General features: G+C 46.1%; 16 protein-coding genes and 1 pseudogene. 2 read left to right on the top strand and 15 right to left on the bottom strand.

Going from position 1 to position 13217, the window contains the following annotated elements; translation table 11 throughout:
* The first annotated feature begins 92 nt into the window (after positions 1–92).
* Positions 93–401, top strand: a complete 309-nt coding sequence (locus tag ACIFQN_RS00255; RefSeq protein WP_429831026.1) for a DUF4870 domain-containing protein — start codon at positions 93–95, stop codon at positions 399–401.
* A gap of 298 nt (positions 402–699) precedes the next feature.
* Here the strand turns inward: ACIFQN_RS00255 and ACIFQN_RS00250 are convergent, their stop codons facing one another.
* The 8 genes from ACIFQN_RS00250 to ACIFQN_RS00215 all read right to left on the bottom strand — a co-directional run bounded on the left by ACIFQN_RS00250 (position 700) and on the right by ACIFQN_RS00215 (position 6519).
* Positions 700–1335 (bottom strand): NAD(P)-dependent oxidoreductase, encoded by a 636-nt coding sequence (locus ACIFQN_RS00250; protein WP_429831025.1) that lies wholly within the window; start codon positions 1333–1335, stop codon positions 700–702.
* 277 nt (positions 1336–1612) lie between these two features.
* Positions 1613–2002 carry a rhodanese-like domain-containing protein gene (locus ACIFQN_RS00245; protein WP_429831024.1) on the bottom strand — a complete coding sequence of 130 codons (390 nt, stop codon included), beginning with the start codon at positions 2000–2002 and terminating at the stop codon, positions 1613–1615.
* A gap of 24 nt (positions 2003–2026) precedes the next feature.
* A complete protein-coding gene (locus tag ACIFQN_RS00240) occupies positions 2027–2293 on the bottom strand; it encodes a metal-sensitive transcriptional regulator (protein ID WP_429831023.1) in 267 nt (88 codons plus the stop codon).
* Positions 2294–2382: 89 nt separating this feature from the next.
* Positions 2383–2865 (bottom strand): DsrE/DsrF/DrsH-like family protein, encoded by a 483-nt coding sequence (locus ACIFQN_RS00235; protein WP_429831022.1) that lies wholly within the window; start codon positions 2863–2865, stop codon positions 2383–2385.
* Positions 2866–2949: 84 nt separating this feature from the next.
* Entirely contained in the window at positions 2950–3738 is a 789-nt protein-coding gene (locus tag ACIFQN_RS00230) for a sulfite exporter TauE/SafE family protein (RefSeq protein WP_429831021.1), read from the bottom strand.
* Positions 3739–4062: 324 nt separating this feature from the next.
* A complete protein-coding gene (locus tag ACIFQN_RS00225; protein WP_429831020.1) occupies positions 4063–4287 on the bottom strand; it encodes a sulfurtransferase TusA family protein in 225 nt (74 codons plus the stop codon).
* Positions 4288–4402: 115 nt separating this feature from the next.
* Positions 4403–5797: an ATP-binding protein gene (locus ACIFQN_RS00220; RefSeq protein WP_429831019.1), complete on the bottom strand. Its 1395-nt coding sequence runs from the start codon at positions 5795–5797 to the stop codon at positions 4403–4405.
* Positions 5798–5832: 35 nt separating this feature from the next.
* Positions 5833–6519 (bottom strand): response regulator, encoded by a 687-nt coding sequence (locus ACIFQN_RS00215; protein WP_429831018.1) that lies wholly within the window; start codon positions 6517–6519, stop codon positions 5833–5835.
* A 161-nt stretch (positions 6520–6680) separates the two neighbouring features.
* Between ACIFQN_RS00215 and ACIFQN_RS00210 the strand changes: the two genes are divergently transcribed.
* Positions 6681–7481: a C40 family peptidase gene (locus ACIFQN_RS00210; protein ID WP_429831096.1), complete on the top strand. Its 801-nt coding sequence runs from the start codon at positions 6681–6683 to the stop codon at positions 7479–7481.
* Positions 7482–7812: 331 nt separating this feature from the next.
* Here the strand turns inward: ACIFQN_RS00210 and ACIFQN_RS00205 are convergent, their stop codons facing one another.
* The 7 genes and pseudogenes from ACIFQN_RS00205 to ACIFQN_RS00175 form a co-directional block, all read right to left on the bottom strand.
* Entirely contained in the window at positions 7813–7971 is a 159-nt protein-coding gene (locus ACIFQN_RS00205) for a hypothetical protein (protein WP_429831101.1), read from the bottom strand.
* 126 nt (positions 7972–8097) lie between these two features.
* Positions 8098–8343, bottom strand: a pseudogene (locus ACIFQN_RS00200) (transposase zinc-binding domain-containing protein); the annotation flags it as partial.
* Between the two features lie 110 nt (positions 8344–8453).
* Complete coding sequence (locus ACIFQN_RS00195; protein ID WP_429831017.1) at positions 8454–9152, bottom strand: glycerophosphodiester phosphodiesterase; 699 nt, start codon at positions 9150–9152, stop codon at positions 8454–8456.
* A 45-nt stretch (positions 9153–9197) separates the two neighbouring features.
* On the bottom strand, positions 9198–10061 hold the full coding sequence (locus tag ACIFQN_RS00190; protein WP_429831016.1) for an ABC transporter permease: 864 nt from the start codon (positions 10059–10061) through the stop codon (positions 9198–9200).
* Entirely contained in the window at positions 10058–11233 is a 1176-nt protein-coding gene (locus ACIFQN_RS00185; protein ID WP_429831015.1) for an extracellular solute-binding protein, read from the bottom strand. Before ACIFQN_RS00185 ends, ACIFQN_RS00190 begins: the two co-directional genes overlap by 4 nt.
* Positions 11234–11317: 84 nt before the next feature.
* Positions 11318–12343, bottom strand: coding sequence for an ABC transporter ATP-binding protein (locus tag ACIFQN_RS00180; RefSeq protein ID WP_429831014.1), 1026 nt, complete (start codon positions 12341–12343; stop codon positions 11318–11320).
* Between the two features lie 35 nt (positions 12344–12378).
* Positions 12379–13203, bottom strand: a complete 825-nt coding sequence (locus ACIFQN_RS00175; RefSeq protein ID WP_429831013.1) for an ABC transporter permease — start codon at positions 13201–13203, stop codon at positions 12379–12381.
* Positions 13204–13217: the final 14 nt, after the last annotated feature.

Here is a 13217-nt window from a genome sequence, read left to right as displayed (position 1 = left end):
TCCCAAATCACGCTTTTGGTGGTTTTTATCGTGCCAGAATTTGCGTTACAATGAGATCAACCGTTTCCGTTCATAACAAGGAGGACTTTATAATGGATTATAGAGGTGTAAAAGCAATTACTCATGCCAGCGCATTTTTCGCACCATTCTTGGTGCCGATCATCGTCTGGCTCCTAATGGCAGATCGTGAAGCGAAAAATATGGCTCTGCAAGCCCTTTTGTTTCACCTGTTTATGGGGATTTTGATCAGTATCTCCTGGGCACTTTCCTTTATAATAATCGGCATTCCATTTTTGATCGTTTTCGGTCTGATGGCGATCTATTATCCAATCAAGGGTATATTGTATTCTCTGCAAGGACGCCCGTTCCACTATCCGATTATCGGTTCGTTGGTAGGCTAAGAACTTCCTGCTTTTTTGGAAAAAAAGGAAAAAAGACCAGCTCTCTATTTTAGAGGCTGGTCTTTTTGTTGTCTATTGGAAAAGCATTTATCTATTTAACCGCAGAAGACTCCCACCTCTATAGGTGGTGAGATCATCCTACGCAAATACGTAAACCAGAAAGATAGTCCTGATCTGATTCGTTCAGCAAGGGATAATGGTTGCTTGAAGCATCCGAAACGTATCCTCGTCTCCTAGACGACTTGGAACGTTTGAATCCCCACCTCTAAGCGTAAGAGAAGGTGGCGGGAGCCTTCAATTAATTAGAACCTACAGTGAAGCGTTCATTGTGATGTTTCGGGTTTTCCATTTCATCAAGAACGGCAATGGCATAGTCCGCATAGCTTACATAGCTTTGTCCGCTAGCATTCACCAACAGATGATCTTTCCCCAGTTGGTATGTGCCCGTTCTCTCACCAGCAGGATCAAAGAAAGCAGATGGACTGATAAAGGTCCACTGAATTCCGTTTGTTTCTTGCAGAATACGCAGGTTTTCACCTTGGTTTTGAGCTGTTGCCAGGTATGCTTCAGGAAACTCTGGCGTTTCAAGCACACGCGTCGTTTTCGCTTCGTCTACAAACAGGCTTCCCGCTCCGCCAACTACGAGCAATCGAGTAGAAGGAGCACCTTTCATCGCTTCAATCAGAACATTCCCTGCCTCGATGTGGAGATTCTCTTTGCCTGCCGGGGCACCGAAAGCATTCACTACTGCGTCAAAGCCTTTCAGGTCATCAGCTGTCAAAGCAAATACGTCCTTTTCCAGAACGGATACGTTTGGTTCAACGATTTTGGAAGCATCGCGCACGATCGCAGTAACTTCATGACCTCGATCCAGCGCTTCCTTCATAATCAGGTTCCCTGCTTTACCGCTAGCTCCTACGATTCCAATTTTCATGTTTTTTCCCTCCGACATATATGATTGGTTACTTTTTGCTTTCCTATGATGAATCTTTGGACTTCGTTGATGCATTCGCCCCTTAGTTGTAACTTTAACAGTTACAACCCGATTAAAAATAATAGGCGATGATCTCGTCGTCCTGTTGTAATCATTTTAGTTACAACAAGACAGAAAGTCAAGCACGAATGTAAACAACGCAATCGTAACTGTAAGCCCGCATAAAAAAACATCGGCTACTCCTTCCATCTTTCTGGGAGTAACCGATACTGGATCGTCATTTCTTTTTCGTAGCCCCCTGCCAGGTGGAGATTCCCCCTTGTAAGTGAGCCATTTTAGCAAAACCGTGCTTCTTCAGAATTTTCGCAGCCTGTTTGCTTCGCATCCCGCTCCTGCAGTACAACAAGACATCGTTCTTCATAGAGATTTCCTTGACTCGGTTGTTCAACTGGGACAACGGTATATTAACCGCAGTAGGTATGTGACCTGTCTTGAATTCGTGAGGCTCGCGTACATCAATGAGCAGCACCTTGCTTTTTTGATTCACACGCTCCTTAAATTGTTCTGGGCGAAGATTTTCCAGCCCTTTCACCGGCAGGAAGCGGGAAACCAGGTAATAGGTAATCAAGGCGTACGCAATGATGATAAGAATGGTAGAGAATTCCATGTGAACATCCTTTCCTGGTTGAGATTAGCGACTTTTCACAAGAAGCTCTACAGCCTCTTTTACCATCTTTCCCGTGTCTCTTCCTGCCACTTGTTCTTCCAGCAGACAACGCTGCAGATTTTCAGCCACGATCTGGGCGATTGCCTTGTCCGAAGCATTGCGAACCGCCGATAGCTGTGCGACAACCTCTTTGCAGTTTTTCTGTTCTTCCATCATCTTCAGAACACCACGAATCTGTCCTTCAATTCGACGCAAACGTCTTTTAATATCATCACCATAGTTGTAGTCCATGTGAATTCCTCCTGTTTTACAAAACGCATACGTATACAGGTATATTATGCGATAGCCAAGCTTTGTCAAGCCACAGGAAACAGCTTACTTTAAATAAAAAGATTTACTTTGGCTTGCGTTGCGTCTCCCAGATAAGCGGCTACCCCTGCATACTCCATCCCATCCAGCAGCTCTTCTTGTTTTAATCCTAAAAGGTCCATCGTCATCGTGCAGGCAACCAGCTTGACTCCTTGCTCTTGCGCCAGCTCAATCAGCTGCGGCAGAGTCAGTGCATTGTGCTTTTTCATGACGTGCTTAATCATCTGAGGCCCCATCCCCATCATGTTCATATTAGACAGACCTAGTTTTTTAGCACCTCTTGGCATCATCCAGCCAAAGGCCTTCTCAAGAAAGCCCTTGTTGACCTTGACGATTTCGTCTTTGCGCATCGTATTCAATCCCCAAAAGGTAAAGAAAATCGTGACGTCGTGATCATAGGCAGCGGCGCCGTTCGCGATGATAAAGGCGGCGATTGCTTTATCCAAATCCCCACTGAAGAGGACGATTGTTGTTTTTTCTTTTTGCGTATCCATTGTAAAACCTCCCGTTAATACTTATACTACTATAGGTATAATTAAAATGAAAAAGAGCCCTTGCAACAAAAAATCGGCTTTTTTTTACAAAATGTCGCTCCAAATTTTGATGACAGTCGCACAAATCAATACAATCAAACCGTACCGAAGATACACTACATCTATTCTTCCACTGACACGGCTGCCTAGAGGAGCTCCCAGTACGCTGCCGATTACCGTAAACAGAACGGGCCAAAAAGGGATATGGCCAGTTGTCAGCTTCCCTAATACACCACCAATAGCGGAGATGAATACAATAGCAAGGGAAGAGGTAATCGTCACACGTGTAGGGATCCTCAGGATGGTCAGCATAATCGGAATCAAAATAAAGGCACCACCCGCTCCTACAATCCCAGAAACAATCCCGACGATAAAAGCGGAAACAATCGCAATGAGCCTACTGTACGAGATTTCCAGTCTCTCTTCATCATTTCCCTTGTTCTTGATAAGCATCAAACCAACTGCTACGACTGCTAAAATTCCGTAAACAAGATTGATGCTTGCACTGGGCAAAAACCTAGAGGCGAATCCACCCAGCAAACTCCCAAGCAGAATACCTCCCCCCATATCTTTCACTAGACCTTTGTGGATCAGCGCAGATTCTTTGCCCCTACGCTTTCGAAAGCCAAGAATACCGGACAACGATGCAAAAAACACCTGGAACATGGAAATGGCTGAAACCTCTTGTGAAGGAAAGTGGGCCACTCCGAGCCAGGCAGGTACAAAAAGCAGCAGCGGGTAATTGATGATGGCTCCACCTATACCGAGTAAACCGGAAAAGAAAGAACCGACAAATCCGAGTGATACCATGAGCAAAAATAAATCGAACTCCATATATCCTCCCTGCCTTCTCAGCTAACTCGCGCGCGAGAATATCCAGACAGCTTCTCAAATGCAAAAAAATCAGGTAAAATAAAACCAAGTAAATTAATCAGAATATGGTGATATAAATGTTTCGATTTCTGAAATCCCTTTTTCAACATCGATGCCCCACCTGTAGGCAGCTGTTGCATTCGCAAGCGGATTCCCTGCTTTGTGCAAAGCATTGTCCAAACGGTCATTACCAAGAAGAGACCTACTCCACACTCGGCGTCCGTATCATCTATGAAAACCGGAAATAAGCGAACACGGTAAAAGGTGCTCGCTTATTTTTTTCAATTATCCCTTTTTTACTAGGAATTTGTATACCCCGTTTTCTTCCTCATGGGAAACCATCTCATTTTTTGTTTGCTTCACCCACGCTGTGAAATCATTCAAAGAGCCCTTGTCCGTAGACAACACTTCCATTGTTTGACCTGGCTGCAAGCCATCCAATGCTTTTTTGGCTTTGACGATCGGCATAGGACATGCCAATCCTTTTGTATCTACAGTGATATCTGCCATTCTCTATTCCTCCTTATTATTTAACGCGATTGTTTTAATACTAATACCCGTATAGGTATATAATATAGTCCGATCATCTCCCTGTCAATACGCTTCGCCCATACAATACCTAAAGCTAGATTCCTTTTACAGTAGGTGAGCTATCGTCATCCGCAGGGGTTTGCTCCTTTTTCAACCGAACGTGTACCTGCGTCCCCCCCATAGACGATGCACTGATCGTAATCGCACCCTGATGATCATCTACAATCGACTGGGCGATCGCCAAACCTATCCCGGTTCCTCCCCTGATTCGATTGCGTGATTTCTCTACCCGGTAAAAGCGCTTGAATAGATGGGGTATCTCACTCTCAGGAATACCTATACCCGTATCTTCAATGACGAAATGTACCCACTCCTCATCACTGAAAGCCTTTACCACTACCTGGCCCTGATCTGTGTATTTGCGGGCATTGTCCAAAAGAATATCTAACAACTGCCTCATGCGTTCTCTGTCCATGTATAGATAAAGCGGATCGGTCCATTCAAATGACAGGGCAATCTGAGCCGGATAGACCGGGAGCCATGCCTGCTTTACTTCGAGCAGAAGAGGCGTTAACGACTGTATCTTTTTTTGCGCGCTCATTTGGGGAACGTCCTGTAGCTTGGCAAGAGAGAGCAGATCCTCGATCAGTCGAGAAAGTCGTTCACATTCCTGTCCCATTGCGACTAGCGCCTCCTCTCTTACCTCAGGCTTATGCTTCCCCCACCTCTGCAAAAGGCTTATATACCCTTCCATGATCGTGAGAGGTGTACGCAATTCGTGGGAAGCATCGGTCACGAATCTTTTCTGCGAGACGAGAGCCTCCTCCATCCGGTCCATAAGTAGGTTAAAAGCATGGATCAGCTCATAAATTTCTGTTTCTACATTGTAATGATGGATCCTCTGGGATAATCGCTTCGGGGAAATGGAGTGAATCTGCCGAATGAGCTGATCCAGTGGCTTGAGCCCCCATTTACTAAGGAGATAGCCTCCGATCCCAGATAGCACCAGCGTAATGAAAGAAGAAAGAAGGAGCATCGTGGATAAGATCGTAAAATACCATTCAAATGCTTCTGTGGTCTCACTAATTTGGACGAATAATAATTGAGAGCCGAACGGAAACTGAACCGATTCCTTTGCTGTCAGGACCCTTTCATAAAAATCCTGAGGTTCCTTATTCCAGTTCGCGCCCTCAATCGAAGCGAGCTGCGTTCCTTGTTGATTGAGAAGTGAAATGGATTGATTGGCATCTGAATAGTTCATGAGTAACCGTGACAAGTAGGAGACATCTAGAGAAGATTCTTCGTTAATCTCCGTTTCTAAGTCTGAGGCAATAGCAGAGGCCTTTTGATTGAGTAATCGCTGTTCGTGTTGGTAAACCAGATTGGAAGTACTCCAAAAAATAAACACTGTAAGAAAGAGAAGCAAGACTAGCATGGCTGAACTGAATAAAAAAGTAAGTCTCCATTTTAGAGAATATCTACGATGCATGCGCACAAGGATCACCTATTAAGAACAGAGTAGTATTATTCTCTTAGTGTGTAACCAATCCCTCGAACGGTATGAATCAGTTTAAGTGAGGGCTCTTTCTCAATTTTGTTTCGTAAATAGCGGATGTACACATCAACTACGTTTGTATTCCCCATAAAGTCAAATCCCCATACAGACGTCAGTATTTGCTCGCGTGATACTGCTTGCTCTTTATTTTGAACCAGGTAATACAGCAAGTCGTACTCCCGTGGCGTCAGCATAATTTCCTCATCCGCTCTGTATACTCTCCGAGCGTTAGGCCGTATACGCAGATCCCCTACCAAAATCTCTTGTGTCACCTGTGCTTCTCGATGTCGCAATACAGCCCGAATCCGTGCAAAAAGCTCTTCAATTGCAAATGGTTTCGACAGGTAATCATTAGCGCCACTATCTAGGCCGGTAACAACATCGGGCACCTCGCCACGAGCCGTAATCATAATAATCGGGACGTCGCTTGCCTCTCTGATCCGACGGCATACTTCTATTCCCGACAACTCCGGTAACATGATATCTAATAGGATCAGATCGTGCACAGTTTCAAAGGCTTTTTCTAACCCTGCAGGACCGTCGTAAGCTACATCCGTAGTAAATCCCTCATTCTCCAGCTCAAGCTGTAAATACCGCGCTAGATTTTTTTCATCCTCTACGATTAACACGCACCCTTTGGTATCTGGTATAGACATCTGAATCACCTCCGTAAATGAAGTAAAAAAGTGAAGATCTTACCAACAGTTTTCTCATGAAACTCTCATGAAATTCTATCGGGAATCTTAGTTTTCATCTGTAGGATAAAAGCGTGAGTGGATATCCTCTCAACAACCCCACATTCAGAAGGAGGAAAATGATGATAAGACGAAACTGGAAAGGTAAAACTTGCACGGTATTAGCGATTCTAATGGGAACTTCTCTTCTAATGGGGGGACAAGCCTATGCGGCTACAGAAAAAAGTCACAAATCCACTACGCATCATAAACAACATCAGAAGCACATAAAGCATACACAGGTAAAGAAGAGCTACCAGCAGACTGAACAACAGGCTAAGCAACAGACTGATAATCAAGCCGACAAACAATCAAATGTTTGGCAAAACAACGACGAACAAAGCGTCGATAACACACCAAAAGAAGAAAATACTGTAACCCCTGATCTAACAAATGACCTTGCTCAGGTGAATCCGGACTCTGGCCTAAGCACAAGCGCAGACAACCTGAACGGCTCTTTCGCAGCAACATCGGCTGCAAAGAATGCTTCTGTGAGTTCTAACGTTGCAAACCAGATTATTTCAAACGGACTGAAATATAAAGGCAGACCTTACAAATTTGGTTCAAGCAAAAACACAACCAGTACGTTCGATTGCTCCTCCTTTACACAACGCGTATTTAAAGAAGCAGGAATTACTCTGCCCCGAGATTCTCGCCAACAGTCCAAAGTCGGGCAACAGGTATCCAAGAATCAGCTACAAAAAGGAGATCTAATCTTCTTCCGCAGCTATGGTAGTTCATCATCCCGGATTACCCACGTTGCCATTTATGCTGGAAACAATACTTTATTGCATACCTATGGATCACCTGGTGTAACCACATCGAAATTTCTGGGAACTTCATGGGAAAAACGCTTTGAAATCGCACGACGTGTTACTGCTTAATCATAGCGTTCAAATAAAATCGTGATAGTGCGCAGGCTGTCGAGGAGAGACTCGGCAGCCTTTTTGTTCCCATTATGAATGTATCGCTTTTATATGAATGATTCGTAACTCAAATAAGAAAAATGCGGAAAATGCGCCCGCGTCCTTAGGTTAAGTGGTCGGTGAGGCTGTGGCGGAGAAGGAGGAAAAGGGAGAAAACGCTCCAGCTTCTTGGGTCCCCTGCTGCGGGGTCATCCCTGCACGGTTCCATGAAAAAAGGAAAACCGCGTCCAAAGTAGCCGATCCATGACGCTTCTCAGAGGTGGACGCTTAAGACCGTGTTTCCCTTTTTTCATTCCACCTCGGCTGGGCCCCAAAGAGCTTCGCTTTTTTCTCCCTTTTCCCAGGCCAGCTTTAACTCCTCCCCCGTCTTATTGTTTACCAAAGAACCGTTAGGGCCCACCCTAACGGTTCTTTGTGCTTTAGCGGATATCCGAAAGATTGTATTCATAACCATGAACCCCTTGTAATACTCAGGGTACATTAGACTTCCGCACAACTCGAAGCCGAATTGCGGTGGCACTGTAGGATCTCCATCGTCCATTGCATCAAAGCTCCGAACAACATCCAAAGGGATTTCCTCGGTTTCACCGCATGAACAAGTCGTACAAAAACGTCCCTTACAACGATACGGAACTCTTCTCACATGATGGCATCCTTCGCAAACCAACAATTTGAAACCGTTTCTAGGGTCACCACAAGAACGAAACTCTTCTACTTCCTTTAAGACTGAGAAACGAATTCGTTTACCATACTTCTTAACGAATGTATCCCCGTTCTTGTTTTCATCAAAGAAAATGAACGTAAGAATGTTCGTCTCCATGTCCTCATTTTACCAGCAAATAAAAGGGATGACTCCCCTCAGATTTTATACTTTCCGATATTAAAAAAAGACTCTTACGTCATGTCCACATGAACATGACATAAGAGTTTTTATCGGATAATGCGTAGCGTATCCACCCGGCATGTCGTAATCGCATCGACGCCCATCCTGATCATATTCCTCTGGTGAAGGGGATCATCGACCGTGTACACCCAAACTGCCAAACCTTTCGTATGAGCATATGCTACGAGCTCTTGGCAACAAGTAAGGTAATGCATGTTCAGTCCAAAATACCCTTCCCGAGCCAGCCTGTCGCACGTTTCCATCACGATGTCACGGTTGTTCAGCCACTCGGAAGGGTCCCAATCAGCCGGTGTGTTCCAAACGACCCGGTTGCGGTAATGCTGAACCCCCTGCGTGTTCCCTGTGAAAAATACCCGTTGTGTCATCCCCATTCTCTCCATGACTTCAATAGCAGAATAGGCTGCCTCCTCTGTCTTCAGGTCCAAATTGTATCGAACGTCAGTGTCTATCGTCGCCTCGAACAGCTGCTCCAATGTCACTAATTCGCGATCCATGTAAATGGGGGAGAGCGTTCGACGCAAATCTGGGTGATTCAGTTCCGAGAAAGTCGAGGTAGAAAAAACAGATAACTCATCGTGAAACAAGAATGCAATCCCGTCTCTTGTTGACTGTACATCCACTTCGATCAGATTTGCCCCGGCTGCGATTCCTGCCAGACTGGACTCGATGGTATTGTCAGGCGTTCCCAGACATCCGGTATGAGCGGTAATGTCAGGTACTTTCATTATGCGATCAGCTCCGTTCTTGTCTGCATGCTCCATTTTTTCTGCCTAATGACCTGCACGAGTTGCTTCATCTTTTGCGTCCTTCGTCATTGTTCGGATGTAGAAATACCCCATCGCCGAGCAAAGCAGAAACATGAAGACGGCAAGAGCACTCGCTTGGGCGGTTTCCTGATATACGGAGAACACCTGATGCATCGCGACACCGAGAACCTGGGGCGCGTTCGGACCGATCAGATAAGGCGCGGTGAAGCTGCCGATCACCCCCATGAACACAAATGTCACAGCAACGAGCATTGTCTTATAGGAGAGAGGCAAAATAAATCGAAAGAACAATTGCCATTTTCCAGCTCCCGCATCCTTTGCACTCTCTATAATCGAATTGGGGATGCCACCGAGTGCCGAAGCAAGCAGCATCGTTGAGAATGGGATGTTAAACCAGAGATTCGCCAGGATCAAGCCCTTGAGATCAAATATAATTTTCGGAAATGATTCGATTCCGAAAAGGGTAAAAAAACGGGCCAACCAACCGTGATTGCCATACATAGAGATGATCGCGTATGTGGCGATTACACCTGGTACGAACATCGGAATAAGATAGAGTCTACGTATCCAGGTCGCTGCTGTTCCGTTGCTAAACCGCAACAGAAGTGCTACCCCGTAACTGATAGCCAGCACGAGAACCGTAGAAATGATTGTCACTTTGAGCGTATACCAAATGTTCAAGCGCATCACTTCATCAGAAAAAAGGGCGGTATAGTGAGAGAAATCGTAACCTCCCTGCTCATTCAACAAACTTTCCTTGGTAGAGAAAAAAATAGGGACGATAACGACACCAAGCAACAGTAAAAAGGAGGGGAATACCAGAGCAAGCCCCAGAATCCCCGATTTTTTTTCTTTACTCAGTTTCATTTTGACCCCGCCACTTCTTTCTGCCAGCGTTTGTTCATCTCTTTCTCCAAATCACCGCCAGAAAATTGGCGGTAGCCTTTTGCCACGCTTGCAAACTGCTCTTGCATACTGCTTGGCATTTCCGCCCATTTGATGCCTGGATATCCGTACATCGTGTTCACAACGACTTCTTGTGCTTCGGGAGTCAACAGGAAGTCAAGGAATTTCTGGGTCGCTTCTTTTTTCGCGGACATGGCTGGTACCAGCATGTAAGCCGGACCACCTGTAAAGCTTGGTTCAATCTGAGCTAACTTTGTCGTTTCCGGCAGCAGTTTCTTGTTGATCTGTTCGAGGGCCATGTCGGACCAGGCGGGAATCATGTCCACTTCACCGGAAGCAAGCAGATCAAGCGTGCCCTGGTTTTTCTTTGGGTAGATACCTTTGCCGTACATGTATGGGCCAAGTTCCTTCAACAAAGCAAATCCTTTGTCCCACTCCTTCATAACTGCCGGATCATTGCTCGTGATCGCGTCAGGCTCCAGAAAATTGTAGATTGCCGTGACGACGAATGAATTTCCCGATCCTCCGGTAGCAGGATCGTTGTATGCAAAGCGTCCAGGGTTTTGACGAATCCAATCGTACAGTTCATCTGCAGATTTTGGAGGATTCGCAACCTTCTCGCTGTTATAAGCTAGAACGACGGATGAGGCGCGGTACGGAACCCCTTTATAATGGATCTGTTCCAAGAACTTCTGGTCCACTTTACTCAGGTTTGGCACTTGAGTATCGCTTAATTTTTCCCATATGCCCTCTTTTTCACCTGCAGTGATCTCACCAAGTCCGCCTTCAAACAGGTCGATATCTACCGAGCTCTGTCCACTCTTCTTCGCTGCAACAAGACGATCCACGATCGGGGACGCAGCTTGTCCAGGGGGCAGGTAAGTCTGCTTCACTTTGATGCCTGGGTTTTTTCCCTCGAACATCGGAATGAGCTTTTCCCACAAGTTCTTAACGTTCAGCGAGCCTCCATAGTGGAAATTGATTTCGACAGGTTCAGTGGAAGTGCTGGTAGCGTTTGTGTTACCCGCTGCGACGTTGCCGGTAGAATTAGATGTGGCTCCACAGCCTACTAATAGTGATGTAGACATCATCGCTGTGAGCAGTACCGCTGTTGATTTTTTCCATATTGTCATGATTGGTTTCCTCCTACCCCACGTCAGGGTCTCTCATATGTGAACATGATTCACTCGAAAAACAGATGATTCACTTTTCACTATTCAATTGGAAAATATGGCTGTTTTTCCGAACTCTACCTTGCAGGATTTCCCTTGTTGGAGCTGTTCTGTCCTTTCTCTTGGCAGGAACGCCTTCATGATGCCATGTTGCGTATCTAGCGAGACCTCGGCGTAATGGCCCAACATCATAATCTGACGAATAGTCGCTTGCATGCCTGCTTCCTGCTCGTCCCTTATATGAACTTCTTCCGGACGAACGGCAAGAATAACACGACCAGACAAAACTGTTTTCCATGGATGATCCAGACCGTCGATCCGTGCTTCTCTTCCATCAGCCACCCCCTTTACAAAGTTCATGCGCCCAATGAAACTTGCCACGAACAGCGTGGCAGGATGATCGTACATCTCTTTGGGAGAAGCAAGCTGTTCGATTTTTCCGGCGTTCATTACGACGATCCGGTCTGAGATGGAGAGTGCCTCCTCTTGATCATGCGTGACAAACACCATGGTCATGCCTGTGGCCGCCTGAATCTCCCGCAATTCTTCGCGCATTTCCAGCCTTAATTTTGCATCAAGCGCTGAAAACGGTTCGTCCAGAAGCAGTACTTCCGGCTCGAGAAGCAGTGCACGGGCAAGAGCAATACGTTGCTGCTGGCCACCGGAAAGCTCGGTAGGATATTTCTTTTCCGCTCCAGCGAGCCGCACCATTTCTAACACACGGGATACTGCATAGTGAATGTCTTCTTTCTTCCTTTTTCGGATTTTCAGCCCGAACGACAGGTTTTCGTACACTGTCATATGAGGCCACAGATTATAGCTCTGGAACACCATTGCAGTCGGGCGTTTCTCTGGCGGCAATGTGAGGATGCTCTGCCCCTTGATCCTGATGTCGCCGCTCTCGGGATCAAGGAAGCCCCCGATCGAACGGAGCACAGTCGTCTTACCGCAACCTGAAGGGCCAAGCAGAGAGACCAGCTCCCCTTTTTGGATTTCCAGCGATATGTCGGAGACGCCTTCCCCCGTTTTGTATCGTTTGCTTAGTTGATGGATCGAAAGCTGCACTGTCATAAACGTTCACTCCTTCTATTGCTGCCGAAACTCGCTTATTTGATTTGAAATCCACCGGAGAGGACGTCCGCATTTACAAAACGTTTGGCTACCAGCAGCAGCACTACTGTCGGGAGCGTTAAAATGACTGAAAATACAGCACCAGCCGTGCTCGGATAGTCCGATATGATCGAATACATGATAATTGGCATCGTTTTGAAATCAGGGATTCCGATCAACATCGTTCCCTGTGCCTCGTCCAACGAGTTGAGAAACGTAAAAATTGAGGCTACCAGAATGCCGGGCATCGCCATGGGAAGTGTAATATGCCAGAAAACCCGGAGGGGGCTGGCACCCGCATCGCGGGCTGATTCCTCCTGCGCCCGATTGATACTGCGAAAGGCTGAAGTCGGAATCCAGGTCATGAACATAAGGGTGTTGACGATATGAATGAGGACGACCCCAAGGAACGTGTTCATTAGCCCGACTTTATAAAACAGTACTGCAATCGCCACATACAACCCCATTTTGGGAAACGCCTGCGTTAGGAGAAACGAAAACAGGAACCATCGGCTAAGAGGAAATCGTATTCTCGCGAACGCGTATGCTGCTGGGATGCAAACGATGATGGAGATGAGCGTCACCACCGTGGCGATCAAAAACGATAAACCAATGGATGAGAGAACCTCATCCTGACTTAGTACGAAGTGCCACCATTCAAGCGACCATACCTGCGGCACAACTGCGGGATACTGCCATTTTCCTGAGAAGGCAAGAACCAGCAAGTTGAGCATTGGCCCCATAAAGAAGAATACAAAAAGCAGCAAAGCAATAAACTCCAAAGTCTTTCTTCTTCCGAGAGATTTAAAATACCATCTCATGTAAGTCACTCCCA

Source organism: Brevibacillus sp. NRS-1366, assembly GCF_050467985.1.
Note: the sequence above shows the minus strand (reverse complement) of the source record. Positions and strands in the feature narration are given on the sequence as shown.

Excerpts from the sequence above, each read along its gene's own strand:
- ACIFQN_RS00255 (WP_429831026.1), top strand. The coding sequence starts at position 93 with ATGGATTATAGAGGTGTAAAAGCAATTACTCATGCCAGCGCATTTTTC.
- ACIFQN_RS00250 (WP_429831025.1), bottom strand. The coding sequence starts at position 1,335 with ATGAAAATTGGAATCGTAGGAGCTAGCGGTAAAGCAGGGAACCTGATT.
- ACIFQN_RS00245 (WP_429831024.1), bottom strand. The coding sequence starts at position 2,002 with ATGGAATTCTCTACCATTCTTATCATCATTGCGTACGCCTTGATTACC.
- ACIFQN_RS00240 (WP_429831023.1), bottom strand. The coding sequence starts at position 2,293 with ATGGACTACAACTATGGTGATGATATTAAAAGACGTTTGCGTCGAATT.
- ACIFQN_RS00235 (WP_429831022.1), bottom strand. The coding sequence starts at position 2,865 with ATGGATACGCAAAAAGAAAAAACAACAATCGTCCTCTTCAGTGGGGAT.
- ACIFQN_RS00230 (WP_429831021.1), bottom strand. The coding sequence starts at position 3,738 with ATGGAGTTCGATTTATTTTTGCTCATGGTATCACTCGGATTTGTCGGT.
- ACIFQN_RS00225 (WP_429831020.1), bottom strand. The coding sequence starts at position 4,287 with ATGGCAGATATCACTGTAGATACAAAAGGATTGGCATGTCCTATGCCG.
- ACIFQN_RS00220 (WP_429831019.1), bottom strand. The coding sequence starts at position 5,797 with ATGCATCGTAGATATTCTCTAAAATGGAGACTTACTTTTTTATTCAGT.
- ACIFQN_RS00215 (WP_429831018.1), bottom strand. The coding sequence starts at position 6,519 with ATGTCTATACCAGATACCAAAGGGTGCGTGTTAATCGTAGAGGATGAA.
- ACIFQN_RS00210 (WP_429831096.1), top strand. The coding sequence starts at position 6,681 with ATGATAAGACGAAACTGGAAAGGTAAAACTTGCACGGTATTAGCGATT.
- ACIFQN_RS00205 (WP_429831101.1), bottom strand. The coding sequence starts at position 7,971 with ATGAATACAATCTTTCGGATATCCGCTAAAGCACAAAGAACCGTTAGG.
- ACIFQN_RS00195 (WP_429831017.1), bottom strand. The coding sequence starts at position 9,152 with ATGAAAGTACCTGACATTACCGCTCATACCGGATGTCTGGGAACGCCT.
- ACIFQN_RS00190 (WP_429831016.1), bottom strand. The coding sequence starts at position 10,061 with ATGAAACTGAGTAAAGAAAAAAAATCGGGGATTCTGGGGCTTGCTCTG.
- ACIFQN_RS00185 (WP_429831015.1), bottom strand. The coding sequence starts at position 11,233 with ATGACAATATGGAAAAAATCAACAGCGGTACTGCTCACAGCGATGATG.
- ACIFQN_RS00180 (WP_429831014.1), bottom strand. The coding sequence starts at position 12,343 with ATGACAGTGCAGCTTTCGATCCATCAACTAAGCAAACGATACAAAACG.
- ACIFQN_RS00175 (WP_429831013.1), bottom strand. The coding sequence starts at position 13,203 with ATGAGATGGTATTTTAAATCTCTCGGAAGAAGAAAGACTTTGGAGTTT.